18 protein-coding genes are annotated in these 14,546 nt (G+C 63.7%); 8 read left to right on the top strand and 10 right to left on the bottom strand.

The features are described 5' to 3' along the window. Positions 1–11 precede the first annotated feature (11 nt). Genes GIB19_RS24495 through GIB19_RS24485 form a run of 3 tightly spaced genes read right to left on the bottom strand, consistent with a single transcriptional unit; the run spans position 12 to position 3,033 of the window. A complete protein-coding gene (locus GIB19_RS24495) occupies positions 12–1,097 on the bottom strand; it encodes an extracellular solute-binding protein (RefSeq protein WP_274888347.1) in 1,086 nt (361 codons plus the stop codon). Positions 1,098–1,099: 2 nt separating this feature from the next. Beyond that, a complete protein-coding gene (gene aguB, locus GIB19_RS24490; RefSeq protein ID WP_085273938.1) occupies positions 1,100–1,996 on the bottom strand; it encodes an N-carbamoylputrescine amidase in 897 nt (298 codons plus the stop codon). Further along, on the bottom strand, positions 1,993–3,033 hold the full coding sequence (locus tag GIB19_RS24485; protein ID WP_099430427.1) for an agmatine deiminase family protein: 1,041 nt from the start codon (positions 3,031–3,033) through the stop codon (positions 1,993–1,995). Before GIB19_RS24485 ends, aguB begins: the two co-directional genes overlap by 4 nt. 135 nt (positions 3,034–3,168) lie before the next feature. On the opposite strand from GIB19_RS24485, the gene GIB19_RS24480 reads away from it, so the two are divergent. The 3 genes from GIB19_RS24480 to GIB19_RS24470 all read left to right on the top strand — a co-directional run bounded on the left by GIB19_RS24480 (position 3,169) and on the right by GIB19_RS24470 (position 6,452). Continuing rightward, entirely contained in the window at positions 3,169–4,032 is an 864-nt protein-coding gene (locus tag GIB19_RS24480) for a LysR family transcriptional regulator (protein ID WP_274888346.1), read from the top strand. A gap of 119 nt (positions 4,033–4,151) precedes the next feature. Then, positions 4,152–5,363 (top strand): enoyl-ACP reductase FabV, encoded by a 1,212-nt coding sequence (fabV, locus tag GIB19_RS24475; protein ID WP_099430425.1) that lies wholly within the window; start codon positions 4,152–4,154, stop codon positions 5,361–5,363. A gap of 180 nt (positions 5,364–5,543) precedes the next feature. Then, complete coding sequence (locus GIB19_RS24470; protein ID WP_274888345.1) at positions 5,544–6,452, top strand: alpha/beta hydrolase family protein; 909 nt, start codon at positions 5,544–5,546, stop codon at positions 6,450–6,452. A 96-nt stretch (positions 6,453–6,548) separates the two neighbouring features. On the opposite strand, the gene GIB19_RS24465 is transcribed toward GIB19_RS24470, so the two are convergent. From GIB19_RS24465 to GIB19_RS24450, 4 genes are read right to left on the bottom strand one after another with little or no spacing between them, the layout of a single operon-like run. Continuing rightward, positions 6,549–6,890 carry a HopJ type III effector protein gene (locus tag GIB19_RS24465; protein ID WP_027595248.1) on the bottom strand — a complete coding sequence of 114 codons (342 nt, stop codon included), beginning with the start codon at positions 6,888–6,890 and terminating at the stop codon, positions 6,549–6,551. Continuing rightward, positions 6,883–7,179 (bottom strand): DUF1244 domain-containing protein, encoded by a 297-nt coding sequence (locus GIB19_RS24460; protein ID WP_027595249.1) that lies wholly within the window; start codon positions 7,177–7,179, stop codon positions 6,883–6,885. Before GIB19_RS24460 ends, GIB19_RS24465 begins: the two co-directional genes overlap by 8 nt. Before the next feature lie 9 nt (positions 7,180–7,188). Then, the gene (gene folM / locus GIB19_RS24455) at positions 7,189–7,935 is read right to left on the bottom strand and encodes a dihydromonapterin reductase (RefSeq protein WP_274888343.1); all 747 of its coding nucleotides are present in this window, start codon (positions 7,933–7,935) and stop codon (positions 7,189–7,191) included. A gap of 32 nt (positions 7,936–7,967) precedes the next feature. Beyond that, positions 7,968–8,528 (bottom strand): antibiotic biosynthesis monooxygenase, encoded by a 561-nt coding sequence (locus tag GIB19_RS24450; protein ID WP_027595251.1) that lies wholly within the window; start codon positions 8,526–8,528, stop codon positions 7,968–7,970. 218 nt (positions 8,529–8,746) lie between these two features. Here GIB19_RS24450 and GIB19_RS24445 point away from each other — a divergent pair, with 218 nt between their 5' ends. Continuing rightward, positions 8,747–9,697, top strand: a complete 951-nt coding sequence (locus GIB19_RS24445) for a MerR family transcriptional regulator (protein WP_238209654.1) — start codon at positions 8,747–8,749, stop codon at positions 9,695–9,697. Here GIB19_RS24445 and GIB19_RS24440 read toward each other — a convergent pair. Both GIB19_RS24440 and GIB19_RS24435 read right to left on the bottom strand, forming a co-directional pair. Then, a complete protein-coding gene (locus GIB19_RS24440; RefSeq protein WP_027595253.1) occupies positions 9,682–10,299 on the bottom strand; it encodes a hypothetical protein in 618 nt (205 codons plus the stop codon). The genes GIB19_RS24445 and GIB19_RS24440 overlap by 16 nt on opposite strands. Positions 10,300–10,358: 59 nt before the next feature. Continuing rightward, a complete protein-coding gene (locus GIB19_RS24435) occupies positions 10,359–10,787 on the bottom strand; it encodes a PAS domain S-box protein (RefSeq protein WP_027595254.1) in 429 nt (142 codons plus the stop codon). A 115-nt stretch (positions 10,788–10,902) separates the two neighbouring features. Here GIB19_RS24435 and GIB19_RS24430 point away from each other — a divergent pair, with 115 nt between their 5' ends. Then, a complete protein-coding gene (locus tag GIB19_RS24430) occupies positions 10,903–11,358 on the top strand; it encodes a flavodoxin (RefSeq protein ID WP_099430420.1) in 456 nt (151 codons plus the stop codon). 36 nt (positions 11,359–11,394) lie between these two features. Here GIB19_RS24430 and GIB19_RS24425 read toward each other — a convergent pair whose 3' ends face one another. Continuing rightward, entirely contained in the window at positions 11,395–12,282 is an 888-nt protein-coding gene (locus tag GIB19_RS24425; protein WP_238209652.1) for a LysR family transcriptional regulator, read from the bottom strand. A 98-nt stretch (positions 12,283–12,380) separates the two neighbouring features. On the opposite strand from GIB19_RS24425, the gene GIB19_RS24420 reads away from it, so the two are divergent. The 3 genes from GIB19_RS24420 (at position 12,381) to GIB19_RS24410 (ending at position 14,516) form a co-directional block, all read left to right on the top strand. Continuing rightward, entirely contained in the window at positions 12,381–12,767 is a 387-nt protein-coding gene (locus tag GIB19_RS24420; RefSeq protein WP_186702479.1) for a CidA/LrgA family protein, read from the top strand. Further along, on the top strand, positions 12,757–13,443 hold the full coding sequence (locus GIB19_RS24415; RefSeq protein ID WP_238209650.1) for an LrgB family protein: 687 nt from the start codon (positions 12,757–12,759) through the stop codon (positions 13,441–13,443). Before GIB19_RS24420 ends, GIB19_RS24415 begins: the two co-directional genes overlap by 11 nt. A 176-nt stretch (positions 13,444–13,619) precedes the next feature. Beyond that, positions 13,620–14,516, top strand: a complete 897-nt coding sequence (locus GIB19_RS24410) for an alpha/beta fold hydrolase (protein WP_085273947.1) — start codon at positions 13,620–13,622, stop codon at positions 14,514–14,516. Positions 14,517–14,546 lie beyond the last annotated feature (30 nt).

Below are 14,546 nucleotides of genomic sequence, written 5' to 3'. Positions count from 1 at the left end.
CGTGGCATGGTTCAGTCCTGTGCAGTCTTGAAGCGTGTCCACACCCGCATGCGCGCACGCATGTCGGCTTGGGGAATGTCCCGGCCGGGTATCAGCCGGGCATAGGTGGCTTCGTCGAGGTAGATGTCGGGGTTGTCGCGCATGCGTGGCTCGACGGATTGGCGCGCCTTGGCACTGGCCGTGGGGTAGCCGGTGAAGTTGCTGATGGCCGCCATGTTCGCCGGGCGCATGACGAAGTTGATGAAACGATAGGCGTATTCCGGGTGTTTGGCATCGGCGGGGATGGCCATGGTGTCCATCCACACCGTGGTGCCTTGGCGCGGCACGCGGTATTGGAAGTCGATCGCCTTGCCCGCAGCCTCGGCCGTGCGCTGGGCCTGGATCACATCGCCGCTGTAGCCCAGTGACAGGCACAGGTTTTCGTTGACCAGCTCGGTCACCGGTTGCGACTGGAACTTGCGCACATAGGGGCGGATGGCCTTGAGCAGCTCGCTGGCGGCGGCCAGGTCTTCGCGTTTGGCGCTGCGCGGCTCCCGGCCCAGGTAGTTGAGGACCACGGCAAGCACTTCGTCTGGCGAGTCGATGATCGAGATGCCGCAGTCGGCGAACTTGGCCGCCAGCTCCGGTTTCAGCAACAGGTCGAGGTCGTCCAGCGGCGCGTTCGGCAGGCGTTGGCGGACCTTGTCGGCATTCACCGTCAGGCCGATGGTGCCCCAGGTGTAGGGCACTGTCGCCTGGCTGGCCTTGGGGTAGCGGGCATGCAGCGTGCGCAGGCCGGGCTCGATGTCATCCAGGGCCTCGAGGCGGCTGGGGTCGAGCGGCTGCAGGCTGCCGGCGCGCATCAGCCGCTCGGCCACGGTGTCGCCGGGGAACACCAGATCATAACCGCTGCGCCCTGACATCAGCTTGGCTTCGAGCACCTCGCTGCCGTCCATGACGTCGTAGATCACCTGGATGCCCGTTTCGGCGGTGAATTGCTTGAGGGTGTCCTCGGCAAAATAATCGGCCCAGTTGTACAGGCGCAGGGTCGGTTGTTCAGCCTGGGCGTGGCTGGCGCAGAGCGCCAGGGCAAGTGCAGCCAGCGGTAGCAGCTTCATGTTCAGGCCCTCGTAACAGGGGGGTGGTGGCCGTCCAGGGTCAGCAACGGCGCGTACATGTCCGGGCGGCGGTCGCGGTAGATGCCCCAGGTCAGGCGGTCTTCGCGCATGCGCCCAAGGTCCAGGTCGTGCAGCCAGATACCGCTGCTGTCGCGGTCGGCTTCGGCGAGCAATGCGCCCTTGTGGTCGCAGATAAACGATGAGCCATAAAACTGCATCGCCAGGGTGTCATCGCTGCCGGCCACTTCGCGGCCCACGCGGTTGGCCGCGACCACCGGCAGCAGGTTGGCGGCGGCATGCCCGCGCATGGCGATTTGCCAATGATCGCGCGAGTCCAGCTCGGCGGCGCCGGGCTCGGAGCCGATGGCGGTGGGGAACAGCAGCACTTCGGCGCCCAGCAGGGCCAGGCAGCGGGCCGTTTCGGGGAACCACTGGTCCCAGCAGATACCGATGCCCAGCCGGCCGAACGCGGTATCCCAGACCTTGAAACCGGTATCGCCAGGGCTGAAGTACTCTTTCTCCTGATAGCCGATGGCATTGGGGATATGCGTCTTGCGGTAGACCCCGAGCAGGCGACCGTCGGCATCGGCCACGGTCAGCGCGTTGAAAAAGGCATTGCCGGCCCGTTCGTACCAACTCAATGGCAACACCACGCCCAGCTCTCTGGCCAGCGCGGCGAAGCGCTGCAGGATGGGGCTGTCGGGGTAGGGCTGGGCCAATGCCAGGTGCCGGTGGTCCTGCTCGATGCAGAAGTACGGGGTGGCGAACAGCTCTTGCAGCAGAATCACCTGGGCGCCTTTGGCAGCGGCCTGGCGCACCAGCTGTTCGGCGCGGTCGAGGTTGGCGGGCAGGTCCCAGGTGCATGGCATCTGGGTTGTGGCGATGCGCAGCAGGCTCATGGTCGCACCTCGGGTTGCTGCTGGGTGATGCAGTGGATGCCGCCGCCGCCGTGGGCGATGTGGTCGATGCGTACCGGTACGATCTCGCGGCCGGGGAAGGCAACGGCCAGTTGCGCGGCAGCCTCCTGGTCGGCAGGGATGCCGTAGGCCGGCATGATGATTGCGCCGTTGGCAATGTAGAAATTGGTGTAGGACGCGCAGAACACTTCAGCGTCCTGGTCGACCGCAGCGCTGGCTTCGTAAAGGTCGAGCAGCTCGAAAGGCCGGCCTTGCGCGTCGGTGGCAAGCGCCAGGGCGCGGCGGTTTTCCCGCGCCACTTCGGCATACACCGAGCTTTGCTCATGGGTGGCATCGACCAGCAGCACGCCGGGGCGAGCGAAGGCGCACACGCCATCGACATGGCCGTCGGTCATGTCACCGGTGACGTACTGCGGGTCGCCAGGCAGCCAGATGGTTTTGCGAATGCCCAGGTAGCGGGCAAAGCAGGCTTCGAATTCGGCCTTGCTGATGCCGGGGTTGCGGTTGGGGTTGAGCAGCACCGATTCGGTGGTGATCAGGGTGCCTTCGCCGTCCACATGAATAGCACCGCCCTCATTGCACAGCGCAGTGCTGAAGCCATCGAGCCCCAGGTGATCGAGCATGCGCCGGCCCAGGCTGCGGTCGCGGCCGTGTTGCGACTTGCCGCCCCAGGCGTTGAAGCGCCAGCTCAGGCCGGCCAGGCCGTGCTGCGGATGGCAGATGAAGCTTGGGCCGCTGTCACGGCACCAGCTGTCGTCGACGGTCAGCTCGATCAGCTCGATGTTGGCGCCGCACAGGGCACGGGCGCTTTCAACGGCAGACGGGTCGACCACCATTTTTACCGGTTCGAAGCGGGCGATGGCGGCGGCCACACGGGCGTAATCCTGCTGCACATCGGCCAGGCGTACGTGCCAGCCGCTTTCCCACAGCGCTTGGTTGTGCGGCCAGATCATCCAGGTGGCTGCGTGGCGGGCCCATTCGGCGGGCATGCGCCAGCCGCTGTCGAGGGACAGGTCCATAGAGAACTCCGATCTATTAAGGATTTTTATCAACGAAGCCCGCCGTCGCGGGTGTTGGTTGCCATGCTATGGCTAGGAACGTTCAGCGACAAACGATAGATTTAGCGCACATCTGATTAGCAAGGCTTATCGATCATGCTCAAACACTGGCCACCCCTCAATGCCCTCAGGGGCTTCGAGGCCGCTGCGCGGCTTGGCAGCTTCCACAAGGCTGCCGAGGCCCTCAACCTCACTCAGTCGGCGATCAGCCAGCAAATCCGTAGCCTGGAAACCTACCTGGAACAACCCTTGTTCCATCGCAGCGGGCGCAGCGTGAGCCTGACCGATGCCGGCCACGATCTGCTCAGTACCACCCAGTCGCTGCTGCAGCACCTGGCCGTGGGCATCCGTCGCCTCGAGCAGTACCGCAAGCCCAATCAGTTGGTGGTCAACACCAGCCCGGCCTTTGCCCGGCACTGGCTGCTGCCGCGGCTGGCCGACTTCCATCAGCGCTGCCCGGAGGTCGACCTGTGGCTGTTCACCAGTTTCGAGGTGCCGGACATGGCGACCGAGACCATCGACCTTGCCATCCGCGACGACCTGAGCGCCCAGGCCGAATGCAGTTTCAGCGTGTTGCACCAGGACACGTTGTACCCGGCCTGCCACCCTTCTCTGGTGTCTTCGACGGCACGCACTACCTTGCACGGTGAGCGGGAAATGGACTGGAGCCATTGGCAACTGGAGGGCGGTGAAGACGTGGGGCAGCAGGGCAAGGGGCTTAACTTCTCCGACCCGGGGTTGCTGTTGGATGCCGCCTGTGAAGGGCTGGGTATCGCGCTGGTCAGCCAGCTGCTGGCCCGGCGGGCGGTGGCGCAGGGGCGCTTGCAAGCGCTATCGCCACAGCAGGTGCGGGGGCCAGCGTGGGCCTGCCTGGTGCACCGCGACAGCCAGGATGATCCATTGGCGCAGCGGTTTTTGCAGTGGTTGCAAGGCCAGCTGACGCAGCAAGCGCCGTTTTGAATCCCCTCAAACACCCCGTAAGATGTGTCCGATAACCTGCGGGGGTAGTCTCACCCTCTGATCAATCGGAATCGCCCGTGGCGGCGCTTCCCTGGCATAAACCTGACGAGGTACAGACATTGGCCATCATTCATCCTAAGGTCCGCGGTTTCATCTGCACCACGACCCATCCGAAGGGCTGCGAGCTCAACGTCCGTGACCAGATCGAAGCCACCCGCAAGCTGGGCGTGCGCGAGGATGGCCCGAAGAAGGTCCTGGTGATCGGTGCTTCCAGCGGCTACGGCCTGGCCGCGCGCATTACCGCAGCGTTCGGCTTCAAGGCCGACACCCTGGGCGTGTTCTTCGAAAAACCAGGTACCGAGACCAAGGCCGGTACCGCTGGCTGGTACAACTCTGCCGCGTTCGACAAGTTCGCCAAGGCCGAGGGCCTGTACAGCAAGTCGATCAACGGTGACGCCTTCTCCGATGAGGCCCGTGCCAAGGTCATCGAGCTGATCAAGAACGAAATGGGCGGCAAGGTCGACCTGGTCATCTATTCCTTGGCGTCCCCGGTGCGCAAGCTGCCGCAGACCGGTGAAGTCATCCGTTCGGCGCTCAAGCCAATTGGCCAGCCGTACAAGTCGACCGCCATCGACACCAACAAGGACACCATCATCGAGGCCAGCATCGAGCCGGCTACCGAGCAGGAAATCGCTGACACCGTCACCGTCATGGGTGGCCAGGACTGGCAGCTGTGGATCGATGCCCTGGCCGGTGCCGACGTGCTGGCCGAAGGCGCCCGCACCGTGGCCTTCAGCTACATCGGCAGCGACATCACCTGGCCGATCTACTGGCACGGCGCGCTGGGCCAGGCCAAGCAGGACCTGGACGACACCGCACTGCGCCTGGACCAGAAACTGGCCGGCGAAGTCAAAGGCGGCGCCAACGTGGCCGTGCTGAAGTCGGTGGTCACCCAGGCCAGCTCGGCCATTCCGGTGATGCCGCTGTACCTGTCGATGGTCTTCAAGATCATGCAGGAGAAGGGCGTGCACGAAGGTACCCAGGACCAACTGGACCGCATGTACCGTGATCGCCTGTACCGCGCCGATGGCGCTGCGGCTGAGGTCGACGAGAAAGGCCGCCTGCGCCTGGACGACTGGGAACTGCGTGACGACGTACAGACCGCCTGCAAGGCCCTGTGGCCGCAAGTCACCACCGAGAACCTGTTCGAGCTGACCGACTACGCCGGTTACAAGAAGCAGTTCCTCAACCTGTTCGGCTTCGAGCGCGCTGACGTCAACTACGACGAAGACGTGGCTACCGACGTACAGTTCGACTGCATTGAGCTGTAAGCAAGGCTGAAAAAAGTCGGGGGCTGTACCGGCCTCTTCGCGGGGCAAGCCCGCTCCCACAGGATATCCACTGAGCCAAAGAGCCGTGGAGACCTGTGGGAGCGGGCTTGCCCCGCGAAGAGGCCGGCACAGCCCCCGATTTTTTTGCTAGCGTTGGCGCACAACAACAGGATGTGCGCCATGAGCAGCCTCACCCAACCCGCCACCGCCTTTCGCCACACCGCAGCCGACGGCTACAGCCTCGGCGGCTTCTGCTGGCGCCACGCCCAGGCCAATCCCCAGCGCTCGCTGGTGATCATCAACGCCGCCACTTCGGTGCGTTGCCGCTACTACGCGCGTTTTGCCGACTACCTGTTCGCCCAGGGCTGCGATGTGCTCACCTACGATTACCGCGGCATCGGCGAATCTCGGCCGCCAACACTGCGTGGTTTTCAGGCGTCCTGGAGCGACTGGGGGCAGTTGGACTTCGAAGCCATGCTGACACACGCCGAACAGGCATTCCCCGGCCAGCCCATCGATGTGGTGGGGCACAGCTTTGGCGGTTGTGCAGTGGGGTTGGCGCCGTCTGCTGGCCGGGTCAGGCGGGTAGTGATGGTGGGCGCGCAGTTCGCCTACTGGCGCGATTATGCGGCGGATCAGCGCTGGCGGCTGTTCGGCAAATGGCATGTGGTGATGCCCTTGCTGACCCACGCCTTCGGCTACTTCCCCGGCAAGCGCCTGGGCTGGATGGAGGACACCCCGGCGGGCGTGGTGCACGACTGGACTACCCGTACGCCACGCTACGAGCACCGGCCAAGCGGGCGCAGCTTGGAGAGGGTGCCGTTTGCGCACGTCCGGGCGGCGACGCTGGCGATCAGCCTCACCGATGACCCATTCGGCACCGTGGCGGCGACAGAGCGGTTGCTAGGGTATTTGCAGGGGGCAGAGCGTCAGCACCTGCGCATTGCGCCTGTGGATATCTCGGTCGAGGAAATAGGCCATTTCGCGTTTTTCCATGACCGCTTCCGCGAGCGCTTGTGGCCGATTGCGCTGGCGTGGCTGCAGCGCGGTGAGTTGCTGCCGAACAGGCCGGGGCAGATCATCAGCTGATTGGCCCTCACAGGGCCTGCGCAATACCTGATGCCTGTGCTGCCCCTGTAGGAGCTGGCTTGCCTGCGAAAGGGCCGCACAGCGGCCCCAGCAATCTCAAGCCTTGCGCGAAAGCGGCTGCGCGGTAAATTTCACACCCGCCAAACCATGCTCGATCAGCGCCCGGATATTGCCATGGTCACTGCCCTCTGGCGTGGCCACGACATCGCGATAATGCTCACCAAAGGCCAGCAGGGCCTCTTCATCGCTCAAGCCTTCCAGCAGGGCCAGGCCCAGGGTCTTGCACGAGCCTTCGTTCTGCCCAGCGGCGTTTTCCACACCGCCGTTGTTGAAGGCCTGCGGCTGGTAGCTGTAGTGGGCGGCGATAAAGGCCAAGGTGTCGGCAAAGACGTGTTCGCCGCTGGCCAGGCTGGCGCGCAGGGTGTTCAGATCAGTCACGAGGTTTTCCTTTTTCGAACGCCGCTTGTTGTTCGGCGCTGGCTTCTTTCTGGTGTTGGGCTTTCCACTCGGCGTAGGGCATGCCGTACACCGCTTCGCGGGCGTCATCCAGGCTCAGGTCGACCTGACGCTCGTCGGCCGCGGCCTTGTACCACTTGGACAGGCAGTTACGGCAGAAACCGGACAGGTTCATCAGGTCGATGTTCTGCACGTCGGTGCGTTTCTGCAGGTGTTCGACCAGGCGCCGGAACGCGGCGGCTTCGAGTTCGAGCTGTTGTTGCGGGGTCATGGGCTTCTCTCAGGTCATGCGATTCTTCAGGTGGCGGCCACCGTTGATGACCACCTGGCTACCGGTACTGTACTGGCTTTCGAGCAGGTATTTGACCGTCTCGATCAGCGGGCCGGCGCCGGGTTCGAATTCCAGCAGGGCCTTTTTCAAGGTCTGCTGGCGGTAGGCTTCATCGCCCCCTTCCTTGAGGATCAGCAGCCCAGGCAGGATACCGTTGACGTGCACCTTGGGCGCATATTTTTCGGCGAACGACAGCACCATGTTCTGCAGCGCGGCTTTGGTGGCGGCGTAGCCGATGTGGCTCTTGCTGCCCCGCGAAGAGGTTTCGTCGCAGATGTGGATGATGTCGGCCTTGCCCACGCTGCCGGCCTTGCCGAGCATCTCGCCCAGGGCCAGGTTGAGGTGGTAGGGCGCTTCGATGTGCAGGCGGAACATGGTGTCGAGGTTGGCCAGGCCATCGTCGAGCCACAGCGATGCGTTGTGAATGATCGCGCGCAAGCCGTCATAGTTGCTTTGCAGGTAGTCGATAAGCGCCTGGCGGTCGGCGGCCAGGCACAGGTCAGCCTGGAACTGCACGATGTTGGGGTGTGCGGACTGCGGCTGGAGGCTGCGGCTGGCACTGATCACGGTATGGCCGGCTTGGGCCAGGTCGAGGGCAAGGGCCAGCCCGACGCGCTGGCTGGCTCCGGTAACGAGAATTGGGCTGTTCATGTTCGGGGCGGTCAACTTGTCTGTCCTTTCGTTGCCGCCCAGCATACCCGAACTGTTTCCCTCTTGTAGACCAGCCCTCAGCGGCTGCGCAGCGCTGCAGGGGTGGGCGCGGCAGGGTTCAGCCAGCCGGCCAGCAAGCGGGTGGAGAGGGGGATGAACAGGTAGACCATCACTGGCGTCAGGGCCAGGGTACTGAGCATCACGCGGGGTACCAGGTCGAGGCCTGCCAGCCAATGGCCGAACAGCAGGTTGAACAGCAACGACACAGGGAAGAAGGCCAGCCAAATGGCGACGGCCTGCTTCCAGCGCGGCGGTTTTTGCACCGTATGGGTGCCAAACCAGTCATCGATACCACTGACACGCGCCTCTTTGGGGCGCTCGAACAGCCCGTTGCCGCGTTGCAGCCAGGCCTTGCGCGAAGCGGAATGCTCCCAGGCGTGCAGGGTAGGTTCGTCGCTGAAGCGGAAGATGATCTGGAATTCATCGCTGTCACGGGGTGGTGCCAGGATGCCGGAGCCGAGGTAGCCGGGGAAGTCGGTGGCCAGTTGCTCGCCTTCATGGAGCCAGGTCAGCAGGTCCTGGTAGCGGCCATGGGCGGCGCGGCGCGACACCATCAAGGTGACGGGTGGGGTAGACATCGTGTATCTCCTGGCGACGGGGCTGGCGGGTAGCTGACCCCTTGGCTGCGTCGCCCGGGGTGGTGGGCGACGCCAGCGTGCATGCAAGAATCGGGCGCGAATTATCGCGATATTGCAGTGTTCGGCAAGTGTTGGCTGGCAAACGGTTGTTAACCGGCGGCCTATGCTGTCGTAGTAACATGCAGGTTCAACTTCGGCACACAGGGTACAAAGTGCAGATGAACAAACAGGGACGTAGCTCGGCAGTCGATGCGGGCCTGGAACACCAGGAGCTGTTCCCGATACGGGAAGTCTCCCGACTGACAGGCGTGAACCCGGTCACCTTACGCGCCTGGGAGCGTCGCTACGGCCTCATTCAGCCAACCCGCACCGACAGTGGCCATCGTCTGTACTCCCAGGCTGATATCGACGATATCCGCAGCATTCTGGGCTGGCTGGAGCGCGGCGTGGCGGTGAGCAAGGTGGGCAGCATCCTGGTGCGGTGCCAGGCGCAGGTGCAGCAGAGCAGCGACCTGATGGACGTGCGCCTGGCCTGGCAGCAGCAGATTCTGGAGGCGGTGCAGCGCTTCGACAGCGCGAGCCTTCACCGTTTGTTCGATCAGGTGTTCGCTGGCCATACCCTGGATCAAGTGTTCGGCGACATCTTCATGCCGGTGTGGCACGACCTGGCAGCAGGCCAGGGTGGTTACGGTCCGCGGGCGTTTGGGCAGGCCAGCGCATGGCTGTTTCTGGATCATTTCTTGCGCGGGCGAGTGTTCGTGCGTCTTCAACTGGCGCGCATGGCCCGCAGCCGCACGGTGTTGCTGGCGCCCTTGCCGGGGCCGTGTCACGAACTGGAGCTGCTGGTAACCGCCTTGTTGCTGGGCAGTGACGAGGTGGGGGTGAGTTTGTTGGCGCCTGGGCAACCCCTGCAGGAGCTGACGCTGGTCTGCGAGCGACTCAAGCCTGATGCCTTGGTGTTGTTCTCCAACCAGGCGCCGACCGTGGAATTGAGCAAACGCCTCGAGCGCTTGGTGGTTGGCCTTGAATGCCCGTTATTGCTTGCCGGTGAAGTGGCCGAGCTGGCCCAGGACAGCCTGGCAGGCAGCCCGGTGGCCTGCCTGGGGGCAGAGAGCAGCGTGATGCGTCAGCGGTTGCGGCAGTTTCTGGCCGGTCAGCTCGACACCTGACTGTGCAGCTCTGGGTGCGCTTGACGATGGGCTTGCAGGATATAGCCGCGCAGGCGCTCGATTTCTTCGACCGGGCTGCGGCTTAAATCGTAGGCCGCAAGGTCAGGGCCAATGCGTCGGCGCAGCACCCCGTGCAGCTCGATGGGGGCAATGCCGGCCGGTGCGAAATGCAACTCGAAACGTGCAGGTGCTTGCGCCAGGTCGCGGATCTCGACCAGCGCGCCCTTGAACGAAATTTCGCGAACCCACAGGCCGCTCGGCTGATCGTGTGTATCCAGTAACGCGCTTGGTTGGTCCATGGACAAGCGCCATGGACGTAGCATCGGGCCGTCTTCGTAGATTTCCGGTGAGCCCAGTTGCAGGTGCAGGGCATGGAACTCGTCTTCCACCAGTTGCAGCGGAAAGCTGATCTGCTGGTTGTTGAACTGCGCCTGCAAGGTGACCTGCTCGTTGGCCACCAAACGGGTGAGCAAGGTCTGGATCCGACGGTCGCCATTGACCAGCAGGCTGGACATCGAGTCAGCCAGGTTCAGCTGTGGCGAATGCTGCATGTTCTGTATGAAATCCAGCTCGTCCTGGGTCAGGAGCGCATCTGCTTGCATGATCGAACTCGGAGGTGGCGATTTCTTCAACGGGATTGACCGTGCGTAGCGCGTTTGGTTCAGGAGCGTAGGTCGTTTTTCGGACGTGCGCACATTTCGGCCAGTTCGCGTTCCAGTTCGACCTGGCGGCTGACGTCCTTCTGGATACCGATGAAGTAGGTGCGTTGGTCGGCGTCACTCTTAACCGGTGTGATCGACAACTCGTTCCAGAACGCGCTGCCGTCTTTGCGGTAGTTGCGCAGCACCTCTCGGCATGGCCGGCCTTCGGCCAAGGCTTTGCGAATGCGCGCACGGCCGAGCTGGTCGCGGTCGCTGCCCTGCAGGAAGCGGCAATCTTGATAAAGAATGTCGTCACGGGTGTAGCCGGTCAGGCGTTCGAAGGCAGCGTTCACGTAGATCAGGATGGTGTCTTCGCCTTCCTGTTCAGCGACCACGATCCCGTCGTTGGACGCATCGACCATGGATTGCAGCAGTTGCGCGTTGATCATGTTCGGGCCATTGGGCGAAGAGGCAGGGGGGCTGGTACTTAGGTAGAGGCGGCCTTTTGCCAGCGTTGAATGCTAGTATCCTACGTTTTCACTCAGTTTCGGAATCCTCTTCCCGATGAAAGTCGCCATTATTTCCGGGTCGGTGTACGGCACCGCCGAAGAAGTCGCCCGTCATGCCGAATCGTTGCTCAAGGCCGCAGGTTTTGAGGCCTGGCATGCTGTACGTGCCACCCTGCAGGACCTTGAAGGTTTTGCCCCGCAGGCTTTTCTGGCGGTGACTTCGACCACCGGCATGGGCGAGCTGCCGGACAACCTCATGCCGCTGTACAGCACCCTTCGCGACACCTTGCCCGCCGCCTGGCGTGGCCTGCCGGGTGCGGTGATTGCGTTGGGCGACGCCAGTTATGGCGATACCTATTGCGGTGGCGGCGAGCAGATGCGTGAGTTGTTCGCTGAGTTGGGGGTACGTGAAGTGCAGCCGATGCTGCGCCTGGATGCCAGCGAAACGGTGACCCCGGAAGCCGATGCCGAACCGTGGTTGGCAGAATTTGCCCAGGCGCTGAAGGCCTGACGCCTGTAGGAGCGGCGCAAGGCCGCTCCTACCGCTTCAGCGCTGCACCTCACGCTCACGCAACAACGCCAGCCACGCCTGCGCCGCCCGTGACAGGTACGCCCCCCGCCGCCAGATGAATGCGATATCCCAACGCAGGTCCTCCGGCGACTGCAGTGGCAAGCGCACCACCCCAGGGCGCTCCAGCGCCTTTGCTACAACACGGGGCAGCAACACCACACCTTGGCCGGCTGCCACCAACGCCACCAGGAAGTCCGCCTGGCCACTGCGCCCACCTTCTTTCGGGGTAAAACCCTGCTGTTGGCAGGCCTTGAGCAGCCGGTCATTAAGTACGAAGCTGCGCTGATACAGCAGAAAAGGCGTATCGGCCAGTTGCCGCAAATGCACGCCAGCCTCCCCAGCCAGCGCATGCCCGGCCGGCAGCAGGGCATCGAGTGGCTCGTTGCAAAATGGCTGGAACGCGAAGGCTTCGTCACTGGGCGTTAGGCTGCCACCGAGCTCCAGCTCGCCGCTGCGCACCGCCTGCTCGACGCTGCGGCTGCCGCCTTCGAGCAATTGAATCGAGATGTTGGGGTAGCGTCGCCGGTATTCAGCGAACAGGCCGGCGAACAAGGCGTCACTGCCCAGTATCGGCAAGCCCAGCCGCAATTCGCCGCGTGCCATCTGGCCGAGGTCATCCAGTTCGCTGAGCAATGCCTGGCGCTGGCGCAACAACGCTTCGCCGCGCTCTAGCACGATGCGCCCGGCGGCGGTCAGGTGCAGCTGCGAGGCCTGCCGCTCAAGCAGTGGCTGGCCTACATCTTGCTCCAGCTGAGCCACTTGCTTGCTCACCGCCGACTGGCTGATGTGCAGGGTTTGCGCCGCTTGGGTAAAACCCCCGCGGTGCACCACTTCGATGAAGCTGCGCAGTTGTTTGAATTCCATGGTCGCAATTCCGTTTTGGAATGCTGATCAGTCTAACAATTCGCTTCTGGCCTAGGCAGGCAAATCTTAAAATGAGGGCCTGTCGAGGAAGTACCCCCATGAAACCCGCGTTAGTGAAAAAAGCCCTGCGCCTGCTCGTCGAGTTGGCGATCCTGTTTGCCCTGTTCCTGCTCGGTGGCCAGCTGGCTGTGTGGCTCGGCTGGCCCATCCCCGGTGGCGTGATGGGGCTGGCGCTGCTTCTGCTGCTGTTCGCCAGCGGTGTGGTCAAGCCGGCCACGTTGCAGCTGGGCGCCGGCTGGCTGATGGCGGAAATGCTGCTGTTCTTCATTCCTGCGCTGATGAGCCTGCTCGATTACGGCACCCTGGTGCGCGAGGAAGGCTGGCGCATCCTGCTGGTGATTGCCGTGAGCACGCTGATGGTCATGGTGGTGACTGCGCTCACCGTCGAACTGGTGTGCCGCTGGAGGCTGCGCCATGAGCCTTGAACCCATGCCGCTGTTCTGGTTGGCGCTGACCCTGCTGGCCTATCTGGGCAGCCGCTGGCTGTACCGGCGCAGCGGGCGCTACCTGCTGTCGCCGCTGATCCTGGTCCCTGCGCTGCTGCTGACGGTGGCCGTGCCGTTGCACACCGCTTATGCCGAGTACGCGCGCAACACCCATTGGCTGATGGGCGTGCTGGGCCCGGTGACCGTGGCATTCGCGGTGCCCATCTGGCAGCAGCGGGCTATGTTGGCGCGCCACTGGCCGGCATTGCTGATGGGTATGCTGGCCGGCAGCACCGCTTCGATCGCCAGCTCCTGGGGGCTGGCTCACCTGTTGGCGCTGGACAATGCGATCAGCCTGTCGCTGGTGCCGCGCTCGATCACCACGCCGTTCGCCATGCCGCTGGCCCACGACCTCGGCGGCGTGCCGGAACTGACCGCGGTATTCGTGATGTTCACCGGGGTACTGGGCGCGATGTTCGGCGGGGTGCTGCTGCGTTGGTTGCCCTTGCGCACACCTTTGGCGCGGGGTGCGTTGTTCGGGGTCGGGGCGCATGGTGCTGGGGTTAGCAGGGCCCAGGAAGTGGGCCGCGAAGAAGGCTCCGTGGCCGGCTTGGTCATGGTCCTGACCGGGCTGCTGAACCTGTTCGCCGCACCGCTGCTGGCCATGCTCCTCTGACCGTTCGTGCCACTGACTCGCAAGGTCATCAAGCTGGCTGGCAACGCAAGTTTCAGCCCATGGGCGGCTGGCTAGACTCTGCCTCGACATAGAGAGCACATGTAAGTGCCGAGGTGACATGCAATGAGCGCAGCCTTGCCCTATTCCGTCAACACAACTCCACCGGGACCGATCTGATGCCTTTGGCCGAGATTCCATTGTGCGTCTGGCGTACCCGGGGACAGAGTTTTACCTTCCGGGGCCAGAGCATCCGCTACTGGACCGCAGGGCAAGGAGAGCCCCTGCTTCTGTTACATGGCTTCCCCACTGCCAGTTGGGACTGGCACTACCTGTGGGCGCCGCTGGCCCAGCGTTTTCGGCTGATCGCCTGCGACATGCTGGGCTTTGGCGACTCCGCCAAACCGGTCAATCACGCTTACAGCCTGATGGAACAGGCCGACCTGCAGCAAGCGTTGCTCGCCCACCTCAAGGTCAACCAGCCTGTGCACCTGATGGCCCATGACTATGGCGGCAGCGTGGCCCAGGAGCTGTTGGCGCGGCATCACGAACAGCGCGCGAACATCGCCAGCTGCGTGTTTCTCAACAGTGGGCTGTTCCCCGAGAGCTGCCGCATGCTGCTGATCCAGAAGCTGCTGCTCAGCCGCCTGGGCTGGTTGGTAGGGCGCTCGTTCGGGCGTGACGACCTGGTGCGCAACGTGACCCAGGTTTATGGCCCCTGCACCCACCCCAGTGAAAGCGCACTGGACGATTGCTGGAGCCTGATCGCCGCCAACCGCGGCACGCGCATTTTGCACAAGCTGGCCGGCTACTGGCCGGAGCGCACCCTGCACCGCGAGCGGTGGGTGGGGGCGTTGCAACGTGACGGGGTGCCCTTGCGCTTCATCAACGGTGTGGTCGACCCGGTTTCCGGTGCGCGCATGGTCGAGCGTTACCGGCAACTGGTGCCGGAGCCCGATACTGTGCAACTGCAGGGCATTGGCCATTACCCGCATACTGAAGCACCGGTGCAGGTGTTGCGGCATTACCTGGCCTTTCGTGAGCAGCCGCTGAGTTTTTTGCAGTGCCTGGCATGAGTTTTCAGCGCCTGTGAGATCGAGCGCCGC

The organism is Pseudomonas sp. ITEM 17296 (assembly GCF_028895205.1).
Taxonomy (GTDB): Bacteria; Pseudomonadota; Gammaproteobacteria; order Pseudomonadales; family Pseudomonadaceae; genus Aquipseudomonas; species Aquipseudomonas kermanshahensis.
This window is presented reverse-complemented; position numbering and strand designations above follow the sequence as displayed.